A 24610-nucleotide genomic window follows, 5' to 3' on the forward strand; every position below is an offset into this window, starting at 1 on the left:
GGAGTAGCCTGGAGCCCGGGTCAAACGGCGGATAACGTCGAACGTTATCCGCCCTACACCCCGCCCTCTTGTAGGAGCGAGCTTGCTCGCGAACGCTTTCCTCCGTGAACGAGGGAATGCGGGTTCGCGAGCAAGCTCGCTCCTACGAAAGGCAGACGGGATCAGGCCGCCGGGTGCGCCGCGATCAATTCCGCCGGCGTCAGCTCGGCGCCGCGCCACTGGAAGGGCACCGGCCACAGGCGCTGGTCGATGTCCGCCTCGGCCCAAAGGCTGGCGAAATCACGCCCGGCGCCCGGATGACGCACATCCGGCGCCAGCAGCGCCAGCGGCCAGAGCACGAAGGCGTTCTTCAGCACCTCGGCGCGCGGCAGCACCAGGCCGTCGAACTCGCCGTGCAGGTCGCCGTAGAGCAGCACGTCGATATCCAGCGGCAGGCCCTTGCGCTCCGGCGCGTAGCGGCCGTTGTCGGCCTCGATGTGCTTGAGCCGCAGGCTCAGCTCGGCCAGCGGCAGCTCGGTCTCGCCGGTCACCACCAGATTGATGAAGGGGCCGCTGCGGATGCCCACCGGCTCGCTTTCGAACACCGGCGAGCAGCGCAGGTTGCGGACGAAGCCGGTAAGCGCCTCAAGCCCGGCGTGCAGATGACGCTCGCGCTCGACATTGCTCCCCAGGCCGAGGAAAACGGTGGTCAGCGGCATCCGCGTTCGATCTCCACGCCAACGCCGGCAGCAGCGGCAACCGCACCCGGCTTGGTCACCCGCAGGCGCAGCCAGCGGATGCCGAATTCGCCCATCAGCAGCGCGGCCAGGCGCTCGGCGAAGGTTTCCACCAGTTGGAAGTGCGCGTCACGGGCGAACTCGCCGATGCGCTCGGAGAGCACCGCGTAGTCCAGCGCCTTGGCGATGTCGTCGTCGGCCGCCGCCGGGCGGATGTCCCAGCCCAGGTCCAGGTCCAGACGCAGGCACTGGCGTATCCCCCGCTCCCAGTCGTAGACGCCGATCACGGTGTCCACTTCCAGGCCCTCGATAAAAACTTTGTCCACTTACTGCTGCTCCAAGGCCAGTGCACGACAAGCGTACGCCACCCCGCTAGAATCGGGGACAGTCTCGTCCCCGGTGGAAACCATGGTCTGGCTCTTGGCGATCCTCGCCTACCTGCTCGGCTCGCTGTCCTTCGCGGTACTCCTCAGTCGCCTCTTCGGCACCGCCGACCCGCGCGCCGGCGGCTCCGGCAACCCCGGCGCCACCAACATGCTGCGCCTGGCCGGGAAGAAGGCCGCCATCCTCACCCTCGTCGGCGACCTGGCCAAGGGCCTGGTGCCGGTGCTCGTCGCCCGCCTGTTCGGCCTGGGCGCGATGCAGGAGGCCTGGGTCGGCGTGGCGGCGGTGATCGGCCACCTCTACCCGCTGTACTTCAACTTCCGTGGCGGCAAGGGCGTGGCCACCGCCGCCGGCATGCTCCTGGCGCTCTACCCGCCGGCCGCGCTGCTCGCCGCGGTGGCCTGGCTGCTCACCTTCAAGCTCTCGCGCACCAGTTCGCTCGCCTCGCTGGTCGCCACCCCGCTCACCCTGCCGCTGCTGGCCTGGCAACTGCCGGCGGCGCTGCTGCCGATGACACTGCTCACCGGGCTCATCGTCTGGCGCCACCGCGGCAACCTGCGCGATCTCGTGGCCGGGCGCGAGCGACATTTCTAGGACAGGGAGCTTCAAGCCACCAGCGACAAGCTGCAAGCGAAAAGTGGCGGCACGCCGCTGGCAGCTTGCCGCCTGTCGCTTGCAGCCATCTTTTTATACCGCCGGCAGCGACTCCATCGGCCAGCGCGCGCGCACGTCGATCGCCGGGCCGTCGTGCTGGCCGGCCAGCAGGCGCTGGCAGCCGGCGTAGGCGATCATCGCGCCGTTGTCGGTGCAGAACCGCGGACGGGCATAGAACACCTGGCCGCGGAGTTCGCCGAGCATCTTCTGCAGGTGCTCGCGCAGGGCGCGGTTGGCGCTCACCCCGCCGGCGATCACCAGGTTCTTCAGGCCGGTCTGCTTGAGGGCGCGGCGGCACTTGATGGTCAGCGTCTCGACCACCGCCTGTTGGAACGCCAGGGCGATGTCGCAGCGCGTCTGCTCGCCGTCGTCGCCCGCCTCCCGGCAACGCTGCCAGGTGTTCAGGGCGAAGGTCTTCAGGCCGCTGAAGCTGAAGTCCAGGCCCGGACGATCGGTCATCGGCCGCGGGAAGACAAAGCGCCCCGGCGTGCCTTTTTCCGCCAGGCGGGCGATCTCCGGGCCACCGGGGTAGCCCAGGCCGAGCAGCTTGGCGGTCTTGTCGAAGGCCTCGCCGGCGGCGTCGTCCAGGGACTCGCCGAGCAGCTGGTAGCGGCCGATGCCATCCACCCGCACCAACTGGGTGTGGCCGCCGGAGACCAGCAGGGCGACGAACGGGAACTGCGGCGGCTGCTCTTCCAGCATGGGCGCCAGCAGGTGGCCTTCCATGTGGTGCACGCCGACCGCCGGTATGCCCCAGGCGAACGCCAGGGCCTGGGCGCAGGAGGCGCCGACCAGCAGCGCGCCCACCAGGCCGGGGCCGGCGGTGTAGGCGATGGCGTCGATCTGCTCCGGCTGGCAGCCGGCCTCGTCGAGCACCTGGCGGATGAGCGGCAGCATGCGCTTGACGTGGTCGCGCGAGGCCAGCTCGGGCACGACCCCGCCGTAGACGCGATGCAGATCGATCTGACTGAACAGCGCGTCGGCCAGCAGGCCGTGTTCGCTGTCGTAGAGGGCGACGCCGGTTTCGTCGCAGGAGGTTTCCAACCCCAGCACACGCATGGGTTCGAGCCTTCAACTCTGGGCAAATGGGAAGCGGCGCATGATAATCGCCCGCTGCGGGTACCGACCAGCGTTTTTCGATCGGAGGCTTTGCATTCCTGAGCCCGAACCGTTAATATCCGCAACCCTTGAAAACCGCCGTCTCCAGTGCCTACTGCCAGGAGCGCGATAAATCCCCGGTAATCATTGAAGGTACGACCTGGATGCCCGCCGTCAAAGTTAAAGAGAACGAACCCTTCGACGTAGCCCTGCGTCGTTTCAAGCGCTCCTGCGAAAAAGCCGGTGTACTGGCTGAAGTCCGTAGCCGCGAGTTCTACGAGAAGCCCACCGCCGAGCGCAAGCGCAAGGCCGCTGCCGCTGTCAAGCGTCACGCCAAGAAAGTGCAGCGCGAACAGCGCCGCCGCGAGCGTCTGTACTGAGTTCGACTCAGCCGCACGCTCTGCACATCGCCCGGCCCACTCGCCGGGCGAGTGCCTGAAAAGTTACACCGCACTCCGATTCGCACCTGGCGAAGCTCGGAGTTTTTTGCTTTTCACGCCCCATGAAATGCCATACTCCAAGCCAGCCTTGGGTGTATGCCTGGGTCCATCCTGCGTCCCGACGAGTCTATGGCCGGCCTGATTCCGCAATCCTTCATCGATGACCTGCTCAACCGCACCGACATCCTCGATGTGGTGAGTTCGCGCATCCAGCTGAAGAAGACCGGCAAGAACTACAGCGCCTGCTGCCCGTTCCACAAGGAGAAGACGCCCTCCTTCACCGTCAGCCCCGACAAGCAGTTCTACTACTGCTTCGGCTGCGGCGCCGGTGGCAACGCGTTGGGCTTCATCATGGACCACGACAACCTGGACTTCGTCCAGGCCGTCGAGGACCTGGCCAAACGCGCCGGCATGGACATCCCCCGCGAGGAAGGCCGGCGCGGCAAGCCGCGGCAGCCGACCGACTCGCCGCTGTACCCGCTGCTGAGCGCTGCCGCCGACTACTATCGCCAGGCGCTGAAGAGCCACCCGGCGCGCAAGGCCGCGGTGGAATACCTCAAGGGCCGCGGCCTGACCGGCGAGATCGCCCGTGACTTCGGCCTGGGCTTCGCCCCGCCGGGCTGGGACAACCTGCTCAAGCACCTGGGCGGCGACAACCTGCAGCTCAAGGCCATGCTCGACGCCGGCCTGCTGGTGGAGAACCCCGACAGCGGCAAGCGCTACGACCGCTTCCGCGACCGGGTGATCTTCCCCATCCGCGACAGCCGCGGGCGGGTGATCGCCTTCGGCGGCCGGGTGCTGGGCGACGACAAGCCCAAGTACCTGAACTCCCCGGAAACCCCGGTGTTCCACAAGGGCCAGGAACTCTACGGGCTGTTCGAGGCGCGCAAGAACAACCGCGACCTCGACGAAATCATGGTGGTCGAGGGCTACATGGACGTGATCGCCCTGGCGCAGCAGGGCATCCGCAACGCCGTGGCCACCCTCGGCACCGCCACCAGCGAGGAACACATCAAGCGCCTGTTCCGCCTGGTGCCGAACATCCTGTTCTGCTTCGACGGCGACCAGGCCGGGCGCAAGGCCGCCTGGCGCGCACTGGAATCGGCCCTGTCGAACCTGCAGGACGGCCGCAAGATCCGCTTCCTGTTCCTCCCCGAGGGCGAGGACCCGGACAGCCTGGTCCGCGCCGAAGGCCCCGACGCCTTCCGCGCGCGCCTGGCCCACCAGGCCCAGCCGCTGGCCGACTACTTCTTCCAGCAGCTGATGCAGGAAGCCGACCCCAGCACCCTGGAAGGCAAGGCGCACCTGGCGACCCTGGCCGGCCCGCTGCTGGAGAAGATCCCCGGCAACACCCTGCGCCTGCTGATGCGCCAGCGCCTGGGCCAGCTCACCGGGCTGAGCGGCGAGGCGCTGAACCAGCTGAACGCGCCGCGCTCAAGCAGCGGCCAAAGCCATGCCCAAGGGCACAGCCAGGCCACGCAAAGCAACGCCCCGGACAGCCACGCGCATGAATACAGCGACTACGATGTAGGCCACTTCGCCGATCACGGCGAGCCCAGCTACCAGGACAGCGCCAGCTATTTCGAGGCGCCGTCGGATTTCGCTGGCGGCAAAGCGGGCAAGAAGCCCTGGAAGGGCGAGCGCAAATGGGACGGCAAAGGTGGCAAGGGCGGCAAGCGCGGCGACTTCGCCCCACGCCAGCCGCGCACCGAGATCAGCGTCGAATCGCCCACCCTGACCGCGCTGCGCACCCTGCTGCACCACCCGCAGCTGGCGCAGAAGGTCGAGGACGCCAGCCATTTCGCCAACGAAGGGCAGACCTACTCGCAGCTGCTGGCGGCGCTCGTCGAAGCGCTGCAGAAGAACCCGAAGCAGCGCTCGATGCAACTGATCGCGCGCTGGCACGGCACCCCGCAAGGACGCCTGCTGCAGGCCCTGGCGGAAAAGGAATGGCTGATCGACCAGGGCAATCTTGAAAAGCAGTTCTGCGACACCATTACTACACTTGCACACAGTCAGCTGCACAACAGCCGCGAGGCGCGGCTGCGCAGCGTGATGCAGAAGAGCCCCAGTGAACTGACTGACGAAGAGAAAGCTCTATTGAGGGAACACTTCAGCAATGCCTCTTCACCAGGCCTCCAGAGCTGAACTGGCGCCTGAAGCCTCGAATCTGGTATAATCCTCGGCTTATTTCAGCCCGCCAAGACCTTCAGTGGATAGGGTGTTATGTCCGGAAAAGCGCAACAGCAATCTCGTCTCAAAGAGTTGATCAGCCGTGGTCGTGAGCAGGGCTACCTGACTTACGCGGAGGTCAACGACCACCTGCCGGAGGATATTTCCGATCCGGAACAGGTGGAAGACATCATCCGCATGATCAACGACATGGGGATCAACGTATTCGAGACAGCCCCGGATGCGGATGCCCTGTTGCTGGCCGAAACCGATACCGACGAAGCCGCAGCCGAAGAGGCCGCCGCCGCCCTGGCCGCGGTGGAGAGCGACGTCGGCCGCACCACCGACCCGGTGCGCATGTACATGCGCGAAATGGGCACCGTGGAACTGCTGACCCGCGAAGGCGAGATCGAAATCGCCAAACGCATCGAGGAAGGCATCCGCGAAGTCATGAGCGCCATCGCCCAGTTCCCTGGCGCGGTGGACGGCATCCTCGACGAATACCAGCGGGTGGTCAGCGAAGGCGGCCGCCTGTCCGACATCCTCAGCGGCTACATCGACCCGGACGACGGCTCGGTTCCCGCCGAGGAAGTCGAACTCGACCTCAAGGACAAGGGCGGCGACGCCAAGGCCAAGGATGACGAGGAAGAGGACGAGGAGTCCGACGACGACAGCGAAGACGAAGGCGACGGCGGTCCGGACCCGGAAGAGGCCGCGCGCCGCTTCGGCCTGGTCGCCGACCAGTTGGACAAGACCAAGAAGGCGCTGAAGAAGCACGGCCGCGGCAGCAAGCAGGCCGATGCGGAAATGCTCGCCCTGGCTGAACTGTTCATGCCGATCAAGCTGGTGCCCAAGCAGTTCGACGCCCTGGTCACCCGCGTGCGCGACGCCCTGGACCAGGTGCGCCGCCAGGAACGCACCATCATGCAACTGTGCGTGCGTGACGCCCGCATGCCGCGCGCCGATTTCCTGCGCCTGTTCCCCGGCCGGGAAACCGACGAAGCCTGGGTCGACAGCGTGCTCAAGGCCAAGCCGAAGTACGCCGAAGCCCTGGAGCGCGTGAAGGACGACGTCGTCCGCAACCAGCAGAAGCTGTCCGCGCTGGAAAGCAACGTCGACCTCAAGGTCTCGGAAATCAAGGACGTCAACCGCGCCATGTCCATCGGCGAGGCCAAGGCCCGCCGCGCCAAGAAGGAAATGGTCGAGGCGAACCTGCGTCTGGTGATCTCCATCGCCAAGAAGTACACCAACCGCGGCCTGCAGTTCCTCGACCTGATCCAGGAAGGCAACATCGGCCTGATGAAGGCGGTGGACAAGTTCGAATACCGCCGCGGCTACAAGTTCTCGACCTACGCCACCTGGTGGATCCGCCAGGCGATCACCCGCTCGATCGCCGACCAGGCGCGCACCATCCGTATCCCGGTGCACATGATCGAGACCATCAACAAGCTCAACCGCATTTCCCGCCAGATGCTGCAGGAAATGGGCCGCGAACCGACCCCGGAAGAGCTGGGCGAACGCATGGACATGCCGGAAGACAAGATCCGCAAGGTCCTGAAGATCGCCAAGGAACCGATCTCCATGGAAACCCCGATCGGTGACGACGAAGACTCGCACCTGGGCGACTTCATCGAGGACTCCACCATGCAGTCGCCCATCGAAGTGGCGACCAGCGAGAGCCTCAAGGAAGCCACCCGCGAAGTCCTCGCCGGCCTCACCGCCCGGGAAGCCAAGGTGCTGCGCATGCGCTTCGGCATCGACATGAACACCGACCACACCCTCGAGGAAGTCGGCAAGCAGTTCGATGTGACCCGCGAGCGTATCCGCCAGATCGAAGCCAAGGCGCTGCGCAAGCTGCGCCACCCGTCGCGAAGCGAGCACCTGCGCTCCTTCCTCGACGAGTGATCGAAGAACCCCCGGCACAGCCCGGGGGTTTTTCTTTCAGGGATACTGGCAGGGGGCTACTGGAGCGGCCGGGGCCCGACTACACTTCGGCATATCCACTCCCCGGGTCCGAGGCTCTCCATGCCGCGTCTGCAGGCTCTTCTGTTGTGCTTGGCATGCTGGGTCCTCCAGGCGCAGGCACTCACCCTCACGCCGGAAGAACAGACCTGGCTGCGCCAGCATCCGCAGCTGCGCCTGGGCGTGGACGCCTCCTGGCCGCCCTTCGAGTTCCGTGACGACCAGGGCCGCTACCAGGGGCTCGCCGCCAGCTACGTGCAACTGATCAGCGACCGCCTGCAGGTCGGCATGCAGCCCAGCGAACCGAGCAGCTGGAACGAAGTCCTGCAACAGGCGCGCAACGGCCAGGTCGACCTGCTACCGGGCATCATGGCCACGCCCGAACGCAGCGAATACCTGACCTTCACCCGCCCCTACCTGGACTTCCCCATCGTCATCCTCGCCCGCAAGGATGGCCCCAACCCGGAAAACCTGCGGGCGCTGTACGGCCTGAAGGTCGGCGTGGTCGACCACTACGCGCCCCATGAACTGCTGATCGCCAAGCACCCGGACCTCAACCTGCTGCCCCTGCCCAGCGTCGCGGCGGCCCTGCAGGCCCTGGCCACCGGGCAGGTCGACGCCTTCGTCGGCGACTTCGCCTCCAGCGTCTGGAGCCTGCGCCAGCTCAAGCTCGAAGGCATCCAGATCAGCGGCGAGACGCCCTATCGCTACCAGTTGGCCATGGCGGTGCCGCGCAGCGACGCGATGCTCGCCGGTATCCTCGACAAACTCTTCGCCGAACTCACCAGCGACGAAGTCGAAGCCCTGCAGACACCCTGGGTCGGCGGCCTGCTGGACAACCGCCCGGCCTGGTCGCACCACCTGCTGACCATCGGCCTGCCGGCCCTGCTGGTGAGCCTGGCGATCGTCGCCACCCTGGTAGCGATGAACCGCCGCCTGCGCGGCGAAGTGGCGCGGCGGGTGAGGCTCGAACAGGCCCTGCGCGACAGCGAGCAGCACTTCCGCGGCCTGGTCGAGAGCATGGCCGCCATCGCCTGGGAAATGCGCCTGTCGGAAAACCGCTTCACCTACGTCTCGCCCCACGCCCAGGAACTGCTGGGCTACCCGCAGCACGAATGGCTGCAGCCGGGGTTCTGGCAGCGCACCCTGCACCCGGCCGACGCCGAACAGGCGGTGAGCTTCTGCTTCTCCGAGAGCCGCGCCGGGCGCAACCACAGCCTGGACTACCGGATGCTCGCCGCCGACGGCCGCGTGGTGTGGATACGCGACATCGTCACCCTCATCCGCCACGGCGACGAACTCATCCTGCGCGGCCTGATGATCGACATCACCGAGGCCAAGCGCACCGAGCAGGCCCTACGCCTGTCCGAGCAGAAATTCGCCTCGGTGTTCCACCACTGCCCGGACATCATCGTCCTCGCCCGGCGCATCGACGGGCGCCTGCTGGCGGTGAACAGCACCTTCGAACAACAGGTCGGCATCCCCGCCAGCGAAGCCCTGGGCAAGACCGCCACCGAGCTGAACATCTGGAGCGAGCCGGGCATGGGCCCGCGCATGCTCGAACGCCTGCAGGGCGAGAACCTCAACAACATCGAGATCAGCCTGCATCGCCGCGACGGCAGCCGCTTCACCGCCCTGCTCTCGGCCCAGCGCGTGGCCCTGGACGACACGCCCGCCCTGGTGGTGGTGGCGCGCAACATCTCCCAGCTCAAGCAGACCCAGGAGCAACTGCGCGCCTCCGAGGAAAAATTCGCCAAGGCCTTCCACGCCTCCCCCGACGGCATGCTCATCACCCGCATCCGCGACGGCCTGCTGCTGGAGGCCAACGAAGGCTTCACCCGCATCACCGGCTACGGCCGCGAGAGCGCCAGCGAGCGCTCGACCCTGGAACTGGGCCTGTGGGCCGACCCGCAGGACCGCGAGCGCCTGCTGCAGATGATCCACGAACGCTCGACGGTGCAGGATTTCACCGCCTTCATCCGCACCCGCGAAGGCGCCGCCCGGCTCTGCGAACTCTCGGCGCACCACATCGTCATCAGCGGCGAAGACTGCCTGCTGACCATCGCCCGCGACATCACCGAACGCCAGCAGATGCAGGAAAAGCTCACCCTGGCCGCCACCGTGTTCGAAAGCACCGCCGAAGGCGTGATGATCACCGACGCCAGCCAGCGCATGATCGCAGTCAACCGCGCCTTCAGCGAAATCACCGGCTACGGCGAGGACGAAGTGCTGGGCCAGTCACCGCGCCTGCTGGCCTCGGGGCAGCACGACAGCAGCTTCTACGTCGCCATGTGGCACCACCTCAACGCCGAAGGCCATTGGCAGGGCGAAATCTGGAACCGGCGCAAGAGCGGCGAACTCTACCCGGAGTGGCTGACCATCAGCGCCGTGCGGGGCAACAACGGCGAAACCAGCCACTTCGTCGGCGTCTTCGCCGACATCTCCACGCTCAAGTACGCCCAGGCCCGCCTCGACTACCAGGCCCACCACGACCCGCTCACCGGCCTGCCCAACCGCCTGCTGTTCGAATCGCGCCTGACCTCCGCCCTGAAGGAAAGCCAGGAAGAACAGCAGCTGGGCGCCGTGCTGTTCCTCGACCTGGACCGCTTCAAGCACATCAACGACAGCCTCGGCCACCCGGTCGGCGACCAACTGCTGAAATCCATCGCCCGGCGCCTGCGCGAACAACTGCGCGATATCGACACCGTCGCACGCCAGGGCGGCGACGAATTCATCATCCTGCTGCCCGGCCTGCACCAGAGCGCCGATGCCGAACACGTGGCGAAGAAACTGCTGAACTGCTTCAGCCACGCCTTCGTCGCCGACGACAAGGAATTCTTCGTCAGCGCCAGCATCGGCATCAGCCTGTTCCCGGTGGACGGCAAGGACGTCGCCACCCTGGTGAAGAACGCCGACGCCGCCATGTACCGGGCCAAGGCCCAAGGCCGCAACCGCGTCGAGTTCTACACCCGCGAGCTGACCTTCCAGGCCAACGAACGCGTGGCCCTGGAACACGAACTGCGCCGCGCCCTGGAAACCCACCAGCTGCAGCTGTACTACCAGCCCAAGCAGGCCCTGGACACCGGCGCGCTGGTCGGCGCCGAGGCGCTGATCCGCTGGAGCCACCCCAAATACGGCGCCATCCCGCCAGACCGCTTCATCCCCCTGGCCGAGGAAACCGGGCTGATCCTGCCCCTGGGCACCTGGGTGCTGGAAGAAGCCTGCCGGCAGATGAGCCGCTGGCAACAGAGCCACGCCGCCTTCGGCCCGCTGTCGGTGAACCTCGCCGGCGCCCAGTTGTACCAGCACGACGTGGTCGATCAGGTGCGCGAGCTGCTGCAGCGCTACAACCTGCACGCCCCCAGGCTGCAACTGGAGATCACCGAGAACTTCCTGATGCACCAGACCGACGAGGCCCTGACCACCCTGCACGCCCTGAAACGCCTGGGCGTACAACTGGCCATCGACGACTTCGGCACCGGCTACTCCTCGCTCAGCTACCTCAAGCAGTTGCCGCTGGACATCCTCAAGATCGACCAGTCCTTCGTCCACGGCCTGCCGGACGACCCGCACGACGCCGCTATCGCCCGCGCCATCATCGCCCTGGGCCGCAGCATGAACCTGACCATCATCGCCGAGGGCGTGGAACGCGAAGAACAGGAACGCTTCCTCGCCGAAGAAGGCTGCGACCAGGTCCAGGGCTATGCCCTCAGCCCGCCCCTGCCTGCCGAACAATTCGCAGCCCGCTTCCTCACCCCGCTGCATCCGATTGGCACCGCGCAAGGGACGCCGGTATAATCCGCCGGCCTTCTGGGGGCCTATAGCTCAGTCGGTTAGAGCAGAGGACTCATAATCCTTTGGTCCACGGTTCGAGTCCGTGTGGGCCCACCACCTTCAAAGCCGCGCATTGCGCGGCTTTGCGCTTTCTACAGCCGTAGTATCTAGATCAGCGCTTTGGTCCCAAGGTACGAAAACGGTACAGCGCCGTTACGCCAGCGTGCCCGTGAAGTCCTTCGCGCTTACTTTCGGTAAGATCCGCACAATCAAAGGATCGCCGAAGGTCAAGAAATGGACTTCACCCCCATCATCGCTCAGGTCTGGGGCACTGCCGCCTGGTTCATCCCGCTGATACTGCTGATTGGCCTGCTCAAATCGCCGTGGGCCAAGGGCCACATCGGCGAGCTTCTGGTGCGGCTGTTTGCCCACTGGCAGTTGGACAAGCAGACCTACCGCCGCCTGCACAATGTCACCCTGAGCACGCCAGACGGCACCACCCAGATCGACCACGTGTTCCTCTCGCCCTACGGCATCTTCGTGCTGGAAACGAAGAACATGAGCGGATGGATCTTCGGCAACGAGAAGCAGGCGCAGTGGACGCAGAAGATCTACAAACGCACCTTCAAATTCCAGAACCCGCTGCGGCAGAACTACAAACACCTCAAGGCCCTGGAAGCCACCCTTGGCGTCAACCCCGAGCACCTGCATTCGGTCATCACCTTCGTCGGCGGCAGCACTTTCAAAACCGAACTGCCAGCCAACGTCACCCAGGGCATCGGTTTTATCCGCTACATCAAGTCATTCCGGCAACCGGTGTTCAGTACGACCGAAGTCGAAACCATGCTGAATGCCCTGCAAACAGGGCGCCGCACGCCGACATACGCCACCCACCGCGAGCACGTGCAGAACCTCAAGCGGCGCAGTGACCCAACGGCAGAGCGGCAATGCCCCAAATGCGGCAGCGCCTTGGTGATCCGTACGGTGAAATCAGGCCCGAAAGCAGGGCAGCAGTTCTGGGGCTGCTCGACTTTTCCCAAGTGCCGGACGATGCAGAATCTTTGAGAGATGGGCCAGGAACCTGCGCCATCAGGCCGCAATAACTGTCAGCGCAATCCGCTGGCCCAGTACCGCCAGCGCGTGCTCTACCTGCTCGATCTTCGAGCGGTGCAGCAGATCCACCAAGCGGTCCACCTGAGGACGGTTCACCCCCAGCCGGCGAGCCATTTCGGCCTTGTTCACGCCCTGTGCCTGCATGGCATTCCAGAGGGCAGCCTTAGCTGCAGTAAGCGCAGGCAAGCACACCACTGGCTGGCCTGGCGCAGCTCGCGAGGGAAGCGGAATCGGTACTTTGCGCTCCACATACATCGACAGGGCCGTCTCAAGGCCATCGATGGCATCCAGCAGCGCTTCCTCTTCCGTATCCCCTGCACTGGCCAACTCGGGCACGTCATCACAGCTGACCCACACGCTGCCCGCCTCATGATGCACGGTCACGGGATAGTCAAACATAGCTCGACACCTCTAGCAGGGCCGGACCTCAATCCTTGAGCCCCAAGTCTTTGATTATTTTCTTCCTCAGCCCTTCGCCCATTTCCTTGGCACCGTGGTCCGGGAAGATCGTCTGGTTGTCGCCGAAGTAAACCACCGTACGGGCAAAACTATCAGCCTCCGACAGCACCGAATGAGGCATGCGGAGCAAGATGAACAACCAGGAGGACATCACCTGACTGGACGCTGAGCCGAATAGCTCGCACAATCGGCTCATTCAATGAGCCGAATAATCCATTTATTCGGCTCCCCGCCCTTGGATGACTTGCCATGAACGAGCCCCTCTGGATCTGGCAGCAGCCTGACTGGCCGGATTTCCGCTGGCAGGCCGAGCGTCTTGCCCCGCTACTACGCAGTTGCGCCCAGGCCCAGGGGCGTCTGCTGGGCATGGCTGGGACGATCGATGCCGGCAGTGATGCGGAGAATGCGCTGGATGCATTGCTGCAGAATATCGTCACCAGTTCCGCCATCGAAGGCGAGCAGCTGAATGTCGAGTCGGTGCGCTCCTCCCTGGCGCGGCGGCTGGGCCTGGAGAATGGCGGGCGCAGTACGCCGCGCTCCGAGGGCCTGGCCGAACTGATGCTGGATGCCACGCGCGGCCATGCTCAGCCACTGACGCTGGAACGCCTGCTGCACTGGCACCGCCTGCTTTTCCCAATGAGCGATACGTCTCCACACGCCCGAATCCACGTCGGCGATCTGCGGGGCGATGAGCCAATGCAGGTGGTCTCCGGCCGGCTCGATCGGCCCACGGTGCATTTCGAGGCACCGCCACGCGCGGGGCTGGAAGTACAGCTTCAGGCCTTTCTCGACTGGTTCGCCAGCAGCCGTGCCGATGTTGCTTTGGACCCACTGCTGCGAGCCGGCATCGCGCACTTCTGGTTCGTGACCCTACATCCCTTCGATGATGGTAATGGGCGGCTGACTCGCGCCATCACCGACCTGGCCCTGGCTCAGGGCGAGCAGCAGGCCATCCGCTTCTATGCCATGTCCTCCAGCATTCTCGAGGATCGACGCGGCTACTACCGGATACTGGAAAGCAGCCAGAAGGCTTCGCTCGATATCACCGCCTGGCTGGAGTGGTTCCTGGCCACCCTGCTGAAAAGCCTGGAGCAGGCGCTGGCACGTATCGACCGGGTTCTGGGCAAGGCGCGTTTCTGGCAGGCGCACCGCGAGCAGGTGCTTTCAACCGAACAGCTGAAGGTGCTCAACCGCCTGCTCGATGGCGACCTGCTGGGCGAACGCGGCGGGTTCGAGCAAGGCATCAGCGCCGCCCAGTACCAGGCTGTAGCGAAGGTTTCCAAGGCAACCGCAACCCGCCATCTGGGCGACCTGCTCGACAAGGGTTGCCTGGTCCGCCTGCCAGGCGGCGGGCGCAGCACTCGGTACCAGATCAATTGGCCTGCCTCGCCCCTGCTGCCAGCCAAGCGACAGGACAGCCGCGACGACTCCTGATCCCCCTAAAAGCCGTTTGAGTGCACAGTGTCTGGCTCAGCTGGAAGAGTTCGTACACCAAGGGCAGGTCTATCTACACACCATACACGCTCGAACTTGCCCTTTACTGGCTTCGGTCATTCAAGACCGTGCGGTTTCACGAATATCCGTGCGAGTCAGCAACTGCCAAAAAACCAGGAAGCCCCCTACTCGAAATTGACATTGCCGTCCTACAAGAGAGCTACGTAGCGTTTGCCCTGCCATGAGTCAGGTACACAAAGTGCGGAAACCTGGCTCACCAGCGGCGCACCTTACAGAGTGAACTCAATTGCTTCGAAGCAGAGGCGCCCTGGTGCCCCCTGAAAGGATGCCGCTCATACAGTTCCTTGACCTATGGAGGTATTGCGTTTGCACACCACCTTGAAAATTGCCGCCTTCAGCTGCCTGGCCCTGGCTCTTGCTGCGTGCGGCAGCGCCAAAGACGCAAACGAGGGCAACTTTGAAAACGCCATCCAAGCCTATCTGGACACCCAGAAGGGCTTATGCGTGGAGGTTCCGACCAGGAAACTTCCGTTCACTCTAGAAAACTCGGACAAACCGAACCGACAGAACAAGCAAGCGGATGCCCTGGTTGAGGCAGGGCTGCTGGTCAAGCACGCCGCCGATGTCAAGCCGAAGTCTTGGAGCAAAGTGAAGTCTGCCAGCGAGTACCAAGTCACCGACCTGGGCAAGAAGTACCTCGTTACCGGAGAGTCCACCGGCTTTTTCGCTGAGGCCGGCTTTTGCACAGGAAAATACACCGTAGTCGGAATCGACAACTTCACCGAGCCGAGCGACATATTGGGCGCAAAGATGTCACAGGTAAACTTCCGATATAAGGTCAAGGAGCCCGCCGACTGGGCCAATTCGGAGAGCCTGCAGTCGGCCTACGGCGAATTTGCCAAGAAGATCAAAAACGACACTCCAGACAAGGCCGTTCTGGTTCTGACCAACGAAGGATGGATGCATAAAGCGCTGTTGTAGCCCTGAAGGGTGTACACAGGACCAACCCACGACATCAGGAAAGATAAAGCGGCGCTCCACTCTGGAAGCGCCGCTTTGTCATTTACCGCTGACTGTAGCGAGGTGCTTGCGACGCGACCAAATCATTCTTCATGATCCCGAGCAGACTCCCCACGGTGATGGAAGTACAGATAGACAAGCGACAGGACGACCGCGAAGAGCGCTGAATCCCCCACGAAAAGTCGCGTGATTGTGCAGCCTCAGGCTCAGCCCGAAGACAGTTCGCGCAGCGCAGCGGATGCGGCAGCGCCTTGGTGATCAGTACGGTGAAATCAGGCCCGAAAGCAGAGCAGCCGTTCTGGGAGTGCTCGACATTCCCCAAAGGCCCCTTGGGTGGCGTCTTTTCGCTCAATCGGCAAAACACCGAGCTCCAGTTCCATGATGGCGATGGCAGACACGAAAAGCTCGGCGGCATCGACGCTTTCACTCCATGCCGCAACGTTCGGGTCAGCTTTGCCGGCCCGAACCTTTCGCACTTCGGACACCACGTTGGTGTCGAGAACGAACATCATGAGAAGTCAGCCGGCTGGGTGCCGATGGTCACACGTGGTGCTTCAAACTCGATGTCCGCAACGTCCGGCATAGCCAGAGAATCGGCAATGTTGCGACGCTGCTTCGTAAGCCGCTGGTATTCCTCGATGCTCAACAACACATGAGCGGGCTTGCCACGATCCGTGATGAACACCGGCCCTTGCTTGGCCGCCTTCTTTGCGCGGGTAACATCCTGGTCAAGTTCTCGACTGGATAGGGTCGTGATGGTCATGGCGGTACCTCCCGCATCTCTGGATAGCTCGCACAATCGATTCATGAAATGAGCCGAATAATCTGATTATTCGGCTCATCCTCCCAGAAGGGCTTGCCATGCACTTTTCGCTCCCCCGCGAAAAGCCGCTTGATTACACAGAGTCTGGTTCAGTTCGAAGACAGCTCACGCAGCGCGGCGGTAGCCAGGAAGCCGGAGCGAGAGGCGTAGCGATGGTCGCGCTTCACGCGTTCGTCGATGCGTTGCAGGAGGTTTTCCGGGAGGCTGGCGTTGAAGCGCACGGCCTTGCCCAGGTAGGGGGTGACGTCGAAGTCAACCACCGCCCAGACACCGCCGGCGTAGTCGGGGTTGCCCATGTGGGTGTCCACCTCCTGGGCTTGAGGGAGCGTCTCGCCGTCGGCCACCAGGCCTTCGAAGTGCAGGGCCAGGGCTTCCTGGACGTTTTCCAGCGCCTGGCTGACGGTGCCGCCGGCGGAGAAGCAGCCAGGCACGTCAGGGATGGTCACGCCGTAATCCGAGTCGGCATCCTTGTGCAGAACCACGGGGAATTTCATGTTGATGCCCTCCTCCTGGGCTGACGGCCGACTCATCGCAGGCCGGCCTGGCGCAGAATGCTGTTCACGGTCCCGATCGGCAGGTTGCTCCTGGGGTGGGGAACCGTCACCCGCCCCTTCTTGGTGAAATGCCGGAACTGGTGATGACTGCCTTTCACCTCAACCAGGAACCAGCCATCCGCCCGGATCAACTCCATGATTTCTCGACTGCGCATCGTCCCTCCGCCCAGCCTTGGTGTGTATGCTACACACCAAGGCTGTGATTATCTACACACACTACACACCCAACTTTCGACCTTGCCGTCAGGCGCTCCGCCGCAATTGAAGAGCGCCAGGGCTTTGGGCGGTGCAATGGGATTGGCAGCAGCTGAAAACAGGGAAGTTTCCTGCGAGGCATTGGCGTTGCCGTCTTACAAGACGGCTGCGTAGCGTTCCACCTGCCACGGATCAGACGTGGCCAGGTGTGGAAACCTGATTAACGAGCGGTCCACTCTTTCAGGGCGAAGTAGGCACGACGTGCCGGTAGTGCCCTGTACGCTTTTGGCGGACCGTGCGAGGCGGGCGTTTGCCCGGCCGGCTTACTCGTTATCCGGTTTTCCACCCTTGCACGGTCCGCCTCCCTTCTCCGGATTGCCTGGGTGGCGGCTTCTTCGATGCAGCAAGGAGCGACAGCATGAGCCTTTCTTCCACTTCCGATTCCGTCCTCGTCCCTTCCGTGTTCCTGCGTCATCGCCGGCCCCTGCGGGCGGTGCTGATCGAGAACCAGGCATGGTTCGTCGGGCGTGACCTGGCGCGGCTGACCAACAGCCATGTGTCCACGCGGGTTATCCACAAACTGGATGCCGATCAACAGCGGTTCGAGTGCCTGCAGGTGGCCGGCGGCGAGGTGACGCGTGAGTGGCTGGTCAGCGAGAGCGGCGTGTATGCGTTGCTGATGGTGCATTTCTATCACCCGGAGAACCGGGGCTTGCGGCAGTGGTTGAGCAATGAGGTGGTGCCGGCGTTGCGGGATGCTCGGCAGGGCGATCCGGATTTGCCTCGGCGAAGGGTGAAGCGGGTGCAGGGGCAGCAGTTGAGCGTGCTGGATTGGCAGGGGAAGTTGTGGGTGCGGTTTGGGGATGCGGTGGGGTTGATGGAGCGGGAGGTTCGGCGGGAGTCGTAGGGTTGGGGGCGGTATTCATGGTGATGGGTATCGCTGCGCTCAACGCCATCCTACGGGGGTCAAGGTTGGGTCAGGTGCGGTTTTTAACTTGGGTTCCCTCTCCCCAGCCCTCTCCCTGAAGGGAGAGGGGGCTTGTCCGTGCCGAGAGAGATAATGGTTTCAGCCGAAACCTACCTGGCTAACCGGCTAACTCCAAAACGCCCGCATCTGCCCAACGGTCCCCTCTCCCTTCAGGGAGAGGGTTGCCGAACGCCACCCCGGCGACGACGCCCCCAGCCATGCAGCAGCCTTCACCGCTTCGCAATGATGTAAACCGCATGCACGATGCCCGGGATATACCCCAGCAGCGTCAGCAGGATGTTCAGCCAGAACGCCCCGCCGAAGCCGACCTGGAGGAACACGCCCAGGGGCGGGAGGATGATGGCGATGAGGATGCGGATCAGGTCCATGGCGGGTGCTCCTTGTAACTGTGGCTACTGACACCAGCATCGACCACGGCCGCTTCGCTGGCGTTCAATCCTTTTGCGGGCCATGGTTGCGGGCAGTGTCAGGCCGCTGCGTACCGAAAAGGTGCAACCCCGCTCCCGCCCCAGCGCGCAGATGCCCGCTCTCCTAAAATGCAAGGCAAGGTCCGCTTCTTGCAACGATCGCCGGGCATCCGCTGCATCCGCCGGCATGGTCACCTTTCTACACAGTCCGTCGAGTTCGACCAATGGCTGGTTGCACCTGGTTGCACCTTTGTCGTCCGGCGTTTAAATTCTCGCCACATTTCCGCCGTGCCCACTTTCAATAACAGGTACAACCATGGCCACCACCACCCTTGGCGTGAAGCTGGACGACGCCACCCGTGAACGTCTGAAGCAAGCCGCCCAAGCCATCGAGCGCACGCCGCACTGGATCATCAAGCAGGCGATCTTCAACTATCTGGAGCAGATCGAGGGTGGTCTCTCCCCCGCCGCGCAGTCCGGCCTGGCCGCCGCGGCCGGCGAGGAATCGCTGGAGGCGCTGAACGAGCAGGGCCTGCAGGTGTTCCTGGACTTCGCCGAGAGCATCCTGCCGCAGTCCGTGCTGCGCGCCGCCATCACTTCCGCCTACCGCCGCCCGGAAACCGAAGCGCTGCCGATGCTGCTGGAGCAGGCCCGCCTGCCGCAGGACAAGGCCGAGGCCGCCAACAAGATGGCCCTGGGCATCGCCGAGAAGCTGCGCAACCAGAAGAGCGCCGGCGGCCGTCAGGGCCTGGTGCAGGGCCTGCTGCAGGAGTTCTCGCTGTCGTCCCAGGAGGGCGTGGCGCTGATGTGCCTGGCCGAGGCGCTGTTGCGCATTCCGGACAAGGCCACCCGCGACGCGCTGATCCGCGACAAGATCAGCAACGGCAACTGGAGCCAGCACCTGGGCCAGAGCCCGTCGATGTTCGTCAACGCCGCGTCCTGGGGCCTGCTGATCACCGGCAAGCTGGTGTCCACCCACACCGAGGCGGGCATGACCTCCTCGCTCAACCGCATCATCGGCAAGAGCGGCGAGCCGCTGATCCGCAAGGGCGTGGACATGGCCATGCGCCTGATGGGCGAGCAGTTCGTCACCGGCGAGACCATCGGCGAAGCCCTGGCCAACGCGGCCAACATGGAAAGCCGTGGCTTCCGCTATTCCTACGACATGCTCGGCGAAGCCGCGCTGACCGACGAGGACGCCAAGCGCTACCTGGCCTCCTACGAGCAGGCCATCCACGCCATCGGCAAGGCCTCCCACGGCCGTGGCATCTACGAAGGTCCGGGCATCTCCATCAAGCTCTCGGCGCTGCACCCGCGCTACAGCCGCGCGCAATACGACCGGGTGATGGACGAGCTGTACCCGACCCTGCTGGGCCTGACGCAGATGGCCAAGCAGTACGACATCGGCATCAACATCGACGCCGAGGAAGCCGACCGCCTGGAAATCTCCCTCGACCTGCTGGAGCGCCTGTGCTTCGAGCCATCGCTGAGCGGCTGGAACGGCATCGGCTTCGTCATCCAGGGCTACCAGAAGCGCTGCCCGTACGTGATCGACTATGTGATCGACCTGGCCAAGCGCAGCCGCCACCGCCTGATGATCCGCCTGGTGAAGGGCGCCTACTGGGACAGCGAGATCAAGCTGGCCCAGGTCAACGGCCTGGAGGGCTACCCGGTCTACACCCGCAAGCCCTACACCGACGTTTCCTACATCGCCTGCGCGCGCAAGCTGCTGGCGGTGCCGGAGGCCATCTACCCGCAGTTCGCCACCCACAACGCCCACTCGCTGTCGGCCATCTACCAGATCGCCGGGCAGAACTACTACCCCGGCCAGTACGAGTTCCAGTGCCTGCACGGCATGGGCGAGCCGCTGTACGAGCAGGTGGTGGGCAAGGTCGCCGACGGCAAGTTCAACCGCCCGTGCCGCATCTACGCCCCGGTGGGCAGCCACGAGACGCTGCTGGCCTACCTGGTGCGCCGCCTGCTGGAAAACGGAGCCAACACCAGCTTCGTCAACCGCATCGCCGACCACAGCATCTCGCTGCAGGACCTGGTGACCGACCCGGTGCAGCAGGTCGAGCAGATGGCCGCCCAGGAAGGCACCCTCGGCCTGCCGCACCCGCGCATCCCGCTGCCGCGTGACCTCTACGGCGAAGGCCGGGCCAACTCCGCGGGCCTGGACCTGGCCAACGAACACCGCCTGGGCTCGCTCTCCTCGGCGCTGCTGACCAGCACCAACCAGGCCTACGTGGCCCAGCCGGTGCTCGGCGGCGAAGCCCCGGCGCCCGCCGCGGCCGAGCCGGTGAAGAACCCGGCCGACCACCGCGACGTCGTCGGCCAGGTGCACGAGGCCAGCGAGGCGGACGTGAACAACGCCCTGCTCAGCGCCCAGGCCAACGGGCCGATCTGGCAGTCCACCCTGCCGGAAGAGCGCGCCGCCGTACTGGAACGCGCCGCCGACCAGATGGAAAGCGAGATGCAGCAGCTGATGGGCCTGCTGGTGCGCGAATCCGGCAAGACCTTCGCCAACGCCATCGCCGAGGTGCGCGAGGCGGTGGACTTCCTGCGTTACTACGCGGCCCAGGCCCGCACCTTCTCCAACGACAGCCACCGCCCGCTGGGCCCGGTGGTGTGCATCAGCCCGTGGAACTTCCCGCTGGCGATCTTCAGCGGCCAGGTGGCCGCCGCCCTGGCCGCCGGCAACACCGTGCTGGCCAAGCCGGCCGAGCAGACCCCGCTGATCGCCGCCCAGGCCGTGCGCATCCTGCTCGAAGCCGGCGTGCCGGCCGGCGTGCTGCAGCTGCTGCCGGGCCGCGGCGAAACCGTCGGCGCGCGCCTGGTCGGCGACGAGCGCGTGCGCGGCGTGATGTTCACCGGCTCCACCGAGGTGGCCGGCATCCTCCAGCGCAACATCGCCGGCCGCCTGGACGCCCAGGGCCGCGCCATTCCGCTGATCGCCGAGACCGGCGGGATGAACGCGATGATCGTCGACTCCTCGGCGCTGGCCGAGCAGGTGGTGGTGGACGTGATCAACTCCGCCTTCGACAGCGCCGGCCAGCGCTGCTCGGCCCTGCGCGTGCTGTGCGTGCAGGCCGACGTGGCCGACCGCGTGGTGCAGATGCTCAAGGGCGCCATGGCCGAATACACCCTCGGCTCGCCGGAACACCTGAACGTGGACATCGGCCCGGTGATCGACGCCGAAGCCAAGGGCAACATCGACCGCCACATCCAGGCCATGCGCGACAAGGGCCGCAAGGTCTTCCAGGCCGCGCGGGTGAACGGCGACGCGCTCAAGCGCGGCACCTTCGTGGTGCCGACGCTGATCGAGCTGGACAGCTTCGACGAACTCAAGCGCGAGATCTTCGGCCCGGTGCTGCACCTGGTGCGCTACGAGCGCTCCGACCTGGACCAGCTGCTGGCGCAGATCAACGCCTCCGGCTACGGCCTGACCCTCGGCGTGCACACCCGCATCGACGAGACCATCAGCCAGGTGGTGGGCAACGCTCACGTCGGCAACCTGTATGTGAACCGCAACATCGTCGGCGCCGTGGTCGGCGTGCAGCCCTTCGGCGGCGAAGGCCTGTCCGGCACCGGCCCGAAGGCCGGCGGCCCGCTGTACCTGTTCCGCCTGCTGTCGACCCGCCCGCGCGATGCGGTGGCCAGGCAGTTGACCGGCGACAACGTCCAGGCCCTGCCGCGCCCGGCCGAGCGCGAGAAGGCGCTGCAAGCCCTACGCGACTGGGCGGCCAAGCAGGAGCCGGAACTGGCGAAGGTGGCGGACGAGTTCGCCAGCCTGGCGCAGAGCTACGCCTGCCACGTGCTGACTGGCCCGACCGGCGAGCGCAACACCTACACCCTGCTGCCGCGCGAGCGTGTATTGAACCTCGCTGAGGAGCGCGCCGACCTGCTGGTGCAACTGGCCGCCACCCTGGCGGTGGGCAGCCTGGCGGTATGGCCGGCGAGCCAGCGCGAGCTGCGCGACAGCCTGCCGAAGGAAGTGCAGAAGCGTATCGAGCTGGTCAACGACTGGACCGCCGACGAAGCCGCCTTCGACGCCATCCTGCACCACGGCGATTCCGACCAGCTGCGCGAGGTGTGCGAACAGGCCGCCAAGCGCAAGGGCGCCATCGTTGGCGTGCACGGCCTGGGCAAAGGTGAAACCGACGTACCGCTGGAACGCCTGCTGGTGGAGCACGCCCTGAGCGTGAACACCGCGGCCGCCGGCGGCAACGCCAGCCTGATGACCATCGGCTGATGCGACGGCGGCGGCCCTACCCGGCCGCCGCCAGCAACACCCGCGCCCTTGCGGCGCGAACCGCGCTACCGCCCTCGTCGAGGGGGCTACCCGCCCGGTAGCGCGGCTTTCCCTCCAGGCATTCCGTGCCTCGCGTCCAGCCAACCGGCGGACGCCGCGGCGGGGCTACCCTCCCCGCCGCATCCCTTCCCTACAGGAACCAGCGGTATTCGCGCGCACTGACCTCGTCCATGAATTCGAGGTGGTCGTGGCGCTTGTTCTCGCAGTAGACGAAGACGAACTCGCTGCCGAGCCCCTCTTTCACTATCGGGTGATTCTCCATGGCTGCCACCGCGCCGAGCATGTCGCGGGGGAAGTCGATGCCGCTGTCGCGGTCTTCGTTGAGCGGGGCGATGGGTTCCTTGCCCGCTTCCAGGCCGTATTCCATGCCGGTGAGGATGGCCGCCAGGACCAGGTACGGGTTGGCGTCGGCGCCGGCCAGGCGGTGCTCGATGCGCAGGTTCCTGCCGTCGGACTCGGGGATGCGGATGCACGCGTCGCGGTCTTCGAAGCCCCAGCTGGCCTTGCTCGCCGCGTTCACCCGCGAGCCATAGCGGCGGTAGGCGTTGTGGTTGGCGGCGAAGATCGGCATGCAGTGCGGCAGCAGTTCCAGGCAGCCGGCCACGGCGTGGCGCAGCGGGCGCTGGTTGTCACCGTCGAGCAGGTTGCGGCCGTCGCGGTCGTACAGGCTGACGTGGACGTGCATGCCGCTGCCCGGCGCGTGCAGGTAGGGCTTGCTCATGAAGCTGGCGCGGTGCCCGTGCTTGAGCGCCACGCCACGGGTGGCGCGGGTGAACAGCGCGGCCTGGTCGGCGGCGTGCAGGCCGTCCTCGCAGTGGGCGAAGTTGATCTCGAACTGGCCCGGGCCGATCTCGGCGGTGATGACGTTGGCGTCCACGCCCTGCTCGCGCGAGGCTTCGACGATTTCATGCAGCACGTCGGAGAAGCGCGACAGGCGCTCGATATGCATGTTCGGCTGGTCGTCCTCGTCGTCGCACAGCGGGTCGCGCGGGTACTGCGGCAGGCCGTCCTTGAGCTTCCTGTCGAACAGGTAGAACTCCAGCTCGAAGGCCACCACCGGGCGGATGCCCTTGCCTTCCAGGCGCTTGAGCACGCGCGCCAGCACTTCCCGCGGTTCGAACTCGATGGGCGCTTCGGTGCCGTCGGAGCTGATGATCATCTGCCCCAGCGGCTGGCTCTCCCAGCGCACCGGCTTGAGCGTGCCGGGGATCAGCCGGCGCGGCGCGTCCGGGTCGCCGTCGTTGAAGCAGTAGTCGCCGATCGGGTGCAGGCCACCCTGCACGCCCAGCAGCACGCAGTTCTGCGGCAGTTTCAGGGGCGAGCCGGCGGCGACTTTCTCCAGCATGTCCACCGGGTAGCGCTTGCCGTAGAAGTGCCCGGGGATGTCCAGGCAGATCAGGTCGACGTAGCGCACGTCCGGGTTCTGGGCGCGGAAGGCGCGTACTTCGCTGAGCAGGTCGGGGAAGGTTTGGCGGTTCATCTTCTTGGTGCCTGTGTCGGGCGCAGCCGGATGCCTTCAGGTGAAGATCCAGAGCACCCTCGTTGGTTTGTCTGTCAGGTTGCCGTAGCGGAATTTCGCGTGCGGCGGCAGCTGGAAGCTGTCGTTGGGGTAAAGGGTGACGGTCTCGTCCTGGTACCAGAGGGTCAGTTCGCCCTCCAGCACGAAGCCGCCCTGTTCGGAGCTGTCGTTGAGGTGGTCCTCGCCGCTGGTGGCGCCGGGGGCGAGGATGCTGTCGAGCATCGAGAAGCCGCCGGACATGTTCGGCGAGGCGAGGATGTCGGTGATGCCGCCGGCGTAGTACAGCGTGCGGCGGTCGGCCGGGCGCGTCACCCAGGCCAGCTCGCGCGCCGGCCCCTCGGCGTAGAAATAGGTGGTCGGCACGCCGAGGGCTTCGCTGATGGCGGTGAGGTCGGCCACAGTCGGGCGCGACAGGCCGCGCTCGACCTGGGAGAGGAAGCCCACCGAGCGGCCGATGCGCTCGGCCAGGGCGCCGAGGGTCAGGTTCTTGTGCTTGCGCAGGTCGCGGATCAGGGTCGCGAGGTGTTCGTTCTGGTGTTCTTGCATAGGCGCTGTCCGGCTCGGG

The 24610-nt window shown here is 65.3% G+C and carries 21 protein-coding genes, 1 tRNA gene and 1 pseudogene; 11 read left to right on the forward strand and 12 right to left on the reverse strand.

Features of this window, described 5'->3' with window-relative positions; all coding sequences use genetic code 11:
- Window positions 1-161: 161 nt before the first annotated feature.
- On the reverse strand, window positions 162-698 hold the full coding sequence (gene folK / locus M8R19_RS12990; protein ID WP_249917982.1) for a 2-amino-4-hydroxy-6-hydroxymethyldihydropteridine diphosphokinase: 537 nt from the start codon (window positions 696-698) through the stop codon (window positions 162-164).
- Window positions 689-1042, reverse strand: coding sequence for a dihydroneopterin aldolase (folB, locus tag M8R19_RS12995; protein ID WP_043269307.1), 354 nt, complete (start codon window positions 1040-1042; stop codon window positions 689-691). Before folB ends, folK begins: the two co-directional genes overlap by 10 nt.
- An 82-nt stretch (window positions 1043-1124) precedes the next feature.
- Between folB and plsY the strand changes: the two genes are divergently transcribed.
- Window positions 1125-1694, forward strand: a complete 570-nt coding sequence (plsY, locus tag M8R19_RS13000) for a glycerol-3-phosphate 1-O-acyltransferase PlsY (protein WP_074984348.1) — start codon at window positions 1125-1127, stop codon at window positions 1692-1694.
- Window positions 1695-1787: 93 nt separating this feature from the next.
- Here plsY and tsaD read toward each other — a convergent pair whose 3' ends face one another.
- On the reverse strand, window positions 1788-2813 hold the full coding sequence (gene tsaD, locus M8R19_RS13005) for a tRNA (adenosine(37)-N6)-threonylcarbamoyltransferase complex transferase subunit TsaD (protein ID WP_116425450.1): 1026 nt from the start codon (window positions 2811-2813) through the stop codon (window positions 1788-1790).
- A gap of 203 nt (window positions 2814-3016) precedes the next feature.
- Here tsaD and rpsU point away from each other — a divergent pair, with 203 nt between their 5' ends.
- The 6 genes from rpsU (at window position 3017) to M8R19_RS13035 (ending at window position 12265) form a co-directional block, all read left to right on the forward strand.
- The gene (rpsU, locus tag M8R19_RS13010) at window positions 3017-3232 is read left to right on the forward strand and encodes a 30S ribosomal protein S21 (protein WP_003085057.1); all 216 of its coding nucleotides are present in this window, start codon (window positions 3017-3019) and stop codon (window positions 3230-3232) included.
- A 189-nt stretch (window positions 3233-3421) separates the two neighbouring features.
- Complete coding sequence (gene dnaG / locus M8R19_RS13015) at window positions 3422-5440, forward strand: DNA primase (RefSeq protein ID WP_249917983.1); 2019 nt, start codon at window positions 3422-3424, stop codon at window positions 5438-5440.
- A 78-nt stretch (window positions 5441-5518) separates the two neighbouring features.
- Window positions 5519-7369 (forward strand): RNA polymerase sigma factor RpoD, encoded by a 1851-nt coding sequence (gene rpoD / locus M8R19_RS13020; protein WP_249917984.1) that lies wholly within the window; start codon window positions 5519-5521, stop codon window positions 7367-7369.
- 120 nt (window positions 7370-7489) lie between these two features.
- Entirely contained in the window at window positions 7490-11224 is a 3735-nt protein-coding gene (locus M8R19_RS13025; protein WP_249917985.1) for a bifunctional diguanylate cyclase/phosphodiesterase, read from the forward strand.
- Between the two features lie 16 nt (window positions 11225-11240).
- Window positions 11241-11317: transfer RNA gene (locus M8R19_RS13030), tRNA-Ile, on the forward strand.
- 177 nt (window positions 11318-11494) lie between these two features.
- A complete protein-coding gene (locus tag M8R19_RS13035) occupies window positions 11495-12265 on the forward strand; it encodes a nuclease-related domain-containing protein (protein ID WP_249917986.1) in 771 nt (256 codons plus the stop codon).
- A gap of 24 nt (window positions 12266-12289) precedes the next feature.
- Here the strand turns inward: M8R19_RS13035 and M8R19_RS13040 are convergent, their stop codons facing one another.
- Complete coding sequence (locus tag M8R19_RS13040; protein ID WP_058073289.1) at window positions 12290-12712, reverse strand: helix-turn-helix domain-containing protein; 423 nt, start codon at window positions 12710-12712, stop codon at window positions 12290-12292.
- A gap of 28 nt (window positions 12713-12740) precedes the next feature.
- On the reverse strand, window positions 12741-12968 hold the full coding sequence (locus tag M8R19_RS13045; protein WP_249917987.1) for a type II toxin-antitoxin system HicA family toxin: 228 nt from the start codon (window positions 12966-12968) through the stop codon (window positions 12741-12743).
- Window positions 12969-13021: 53 nt separating this feature from the next.
- Between M8R19_RS13045 and M8R19_RS13050 the strand changes: the two genes are divergently transcribed.
- Window positions 13022-14206 (forward strand): Fic family protein, encoded by a 1185-nt coding sequence (locus M8R19_RS13050; protein ID WP_249917988.1) that lies wholly within the window; start codon window positions 13022-13024, stop codon window positions 14204-14206.
- Between the two features lie 387 nt (window positions 14207-14593).
- Entirely contained in the window at window positions 14594-15208 is a 615-nt protein-coding gene (locus tag M8R19_RS13055; RefSeq protein ID WP_249917989.1) for an SEN1982 family lipoprotein, read from the forward strand.
- 362 nt (window positions 15209-15570) lie between these two features.
- Here M8R19_RS13055 and M8R19_RS13065 read toward each other — a convergent pair.
- The 4 genes and pseudogenes from M8R19_RS13065 to M8R19_RS13080 form a co-directional block, all read right to left on the reverse strand.
- Window positions 15571-15756 (reverse strand): annotated as a pseudogene (locus tag M8R19_RS13065) (PIN domain-containing protein); the annotation flags it as partial.
- A complete protein-coding gene (locus M8R19_RS13070) occupies window positions 15756-16010 on the reverse strand; it encodes a type II toxin-antitoxin system Phd/YefM family antitoxin (protein ID WP_249917990.1) in 255 nt (84 codons plus the stop codon). The pseudogene M8R19_RS13065 and the gene M8R19_RS13070, both read right to left, overlap by 1 nt.
- A 149-nt stretch (window positions 16011-16159) precedes the next feature.
- The gene (locus M8R19_RS13075; RefSeq protein ID WP_009615524.1) at window positions 16160-16564 is read right to left on the reverse strand and encodes a type II toxin-antitoxin system HicB family antitoxin; all 405 of its coding nucleotides are present in this window, start codon (window positions 16562-16564) and stop codon (window positions 16160-16162) included.
- Between the two features lie 32 nt (window positions 16565-16596).
- Window positions 16597-16779, reverse strand: a complete 183-nt coding sequence (locus tag M8R19_RS13080; RefSeq protein ID WP_009615522.1) for a type II toxin-antitoxin system HicA family toxin — start codon at window positions 16777-16779, stop codon at window positions 16597-16599.
- Window positions 16780-17237: 458 nt separating this feature from the next.
- Here M8R19_RS13080 and M8R19_RS13085 point away from each other — a divergent pair, with 458 nt between their 5' ends.
- Complete coding sequence (locus tag M8R19_RS13085; protein WP_058073292.1) at window positions 17238-17726, forward strand: BRO-N domain-containing protein; 489 nt, start codon at window positions 17238-17240, stop codon at window positions 17724-17726.
- 290 nt (window positions 17727-18016) lie between these two features.
- Here the strand turns inward: M8R19_RS13085 and M8R19_RS13090 are convergent, their stop codons facing one another.
- A complete protein-coding gene (locus M8R19_RS13090) occupies window positions 18017-18175 on the reverse strand; it encodes a YqaE/Pmp3 family membrane protein (RefSeq protein ID WP_009615518.1) in 159 nt (52 codons plus the stop codon).
- Window positions 18176-18530: 355 nt separating this feature from the next.
- On the opposite strand from M8R19_RS13090, the gene putA reads away from it, so the two are divergent.
- Window positions 18531-22466, forward strand: coding sequence for a trifunctional transcriptional regulator/proline dehydrogenase/L-glutamate gamma-semialdehyde dehydrogenase (gene putA, locus M8R19_RS13095; protein WP_249917991.1), 3936 nt, complete (start codon window positions 18531-18533; stop codon window positions 22464-22466).
- Window positions 22467-22656: 190 nt separating this feature from the next.
- On the opposite strand, the gene M8R19_RS13100 is transcribed toward putA, so the two are convergent.
- Together M8R19_RS13100 and M8R19_RS13105 are read right to left on the reverse strand one after the other, a co-directional pair.
- Complete coding sequence (locus tag M8R19_RS13100) at window positions 22657-24006, reverse strand: glutamine synthetase family protein (RefSeq protein WP_249917992.1); 1350 nt, start codon at window positions 24004-24006, stop codon at window positions 22657-22659.
- A 36-nt stretch (window positions 24007-24042) separates the two neighbouring features.
- Window positions 24043-24591 carry a helix-turn-helix domain-containing protein gene (locus M8R19_RS13105; RefSeq protein ID WP_043319201.1) on the reverse strand — a complete coding sequence of 183 codons (549 nt, stop codon included), beginning with the start codon at window positions 24589-24591 and terminating at the stop codon, window positions 24043-24045.
- Between the last annotated feature and the right edge of the window lie 19 nt (window positions 24592-24610).

Origin of the sequence: Pseudomonas sp. R3.Fl (assembly GCF_023516765.1) — a bacterium.
Lineage (GTDB): Bacteria > Pseudomonadota > Gammaproteobacteria > Pseudomonadales > Pseudomonadaceae > Pseudomonas > Pseudomonas citronellolis.

Bases quoted from the DNA above. Each gene is read 5' to 3' on its own strand.
- folK (WP_249917982.1), bottom strand. From the start codon at position 698: ATGCCGCTGACCACCGTTTTCCTCGGCCTGGGGAGCAATGTCGAGCGC.
- M8R19_RS13070 (WP_249917990.1), bottom strand. From the start codon at position 16,010: ATGACCATCACGACCCTATCCAGTCGAGAACTTGACCAGGATGTTACC.
- M8R19_RS13105 (WP_043319201.1), bottom strand. From the start codon at position 24,591: ATGCAAGAACACCAGAACGAACACCTCGCGACCCTGATCCGCGACCTG.
- M8R19_RS13025 (WP_249917985.1), top strand. From the start codon at position 7,490: ATGCCGCGTCTGCAGGCTCTTCTGTTGTGCTTGGCATGCTGGGTCCTC.
- M8R19_RS13075 (WP_009615524.1), bottom strand. From the start codon at position 16,564: ATGAAATTCCCCGTGGTTCTGCACAAGGATGCCGACTCGGATTACGGC.
- rpsU (WP_003085057.1), top strand. From the start codon at position 3,017: ATGCCCGCCGTCAAAGTTAAAGAGAACGAACCCTTCGACGTAGCCCTG.
- M8R19_RS13035 (WP_249917986.1), top strand. From the start codon at position 11,495: ATGGACTTCACCCCCATCATCGCTCAGGTCTGGGGCACTGCCGCCTGG.
- putA (WP_249917991.1), top strand. From the start codon at position 18,531: ATGGCCACCACCACCCTTGGCGTGAAGCTGGACGACGCCACCCGTGAA.
- dnaG (WP_249917983.1), top strand. From the start codon at position 3,422: ATGGCCGGCCTGATTCCGCAATCCTTCATCGATGACCTGCTCAACCGC.
- M8R19_RS13085 (WP_058073292.1), top strand. From the start codon at position 17,238: ATGAGCCTTTCTTCCACTTCCGATTCCGTCCTCGTCCCTTCCGTGTTC.
- M8R19_RS13090 (WP_009615518.1), bottom strand. From the start codon at position 18,175: ATGGACCTGATCCGCATCCTCATCGCCATCATCCTCCCGCCCCTGGGC.
- M8R19_RS13040 (WP_058073289.1), bottom strand. From the start codon at position 12,712: ATGTTTGACTATCCCGTGACCGTGCATCATGAGGCGGGCAGCGTGTGG.
- M8R19_RS13080 (WP_009615522.1), bottom strand. From the start codon at position 16,779: ATGCGCAGTCGAGAAATCATGGAGTTGATCCGGGCGGATGGCTGGTTC.
- rpoD (WP_249917984.1), top strand. From the start codon at position 5,519: ATGTCCGGAAAAGCGCAACAGCAATCTCGTCTCAAAGAGTTGATCAGC.
- M8R19_RS13100 (WP_249917992.1), bottom strand. From the start codon at position 24,006: ATGAACCGCCAAACCTTCCCCGACCTGCTCAGCGAAGTACGCGCCTTC.
- tsaD (WP_116425450.1), bottom strand. From the start codon at position 2,813: ATGCGTGTGCTGGGGTTGGAAACCTCCTGCGACGAAACCGGCGTCGCC.
- M8R19_RS13045 (WP_249917987.1), bottom strand. From the start codon at position 12,968: ATGAGCCGATTGTGCGAGCTATTCGGCTCAGCGTCCAGTCAGGTGATG.
- plsY (WP_074984348.1), top strand. From the start codon at position 1,125: ATGGTCTGGCTCTTGGCGATCCTCGCCTACCTGCTCGGCTCGCTGTCC.
- M8R19_RS13050 (WP_249917988.1), top strand. From the start codon at position 13,022: ATGAACGAGCCCCTCTGGATCTGGCAGCAGCCTGACTGGCCGGATTTC.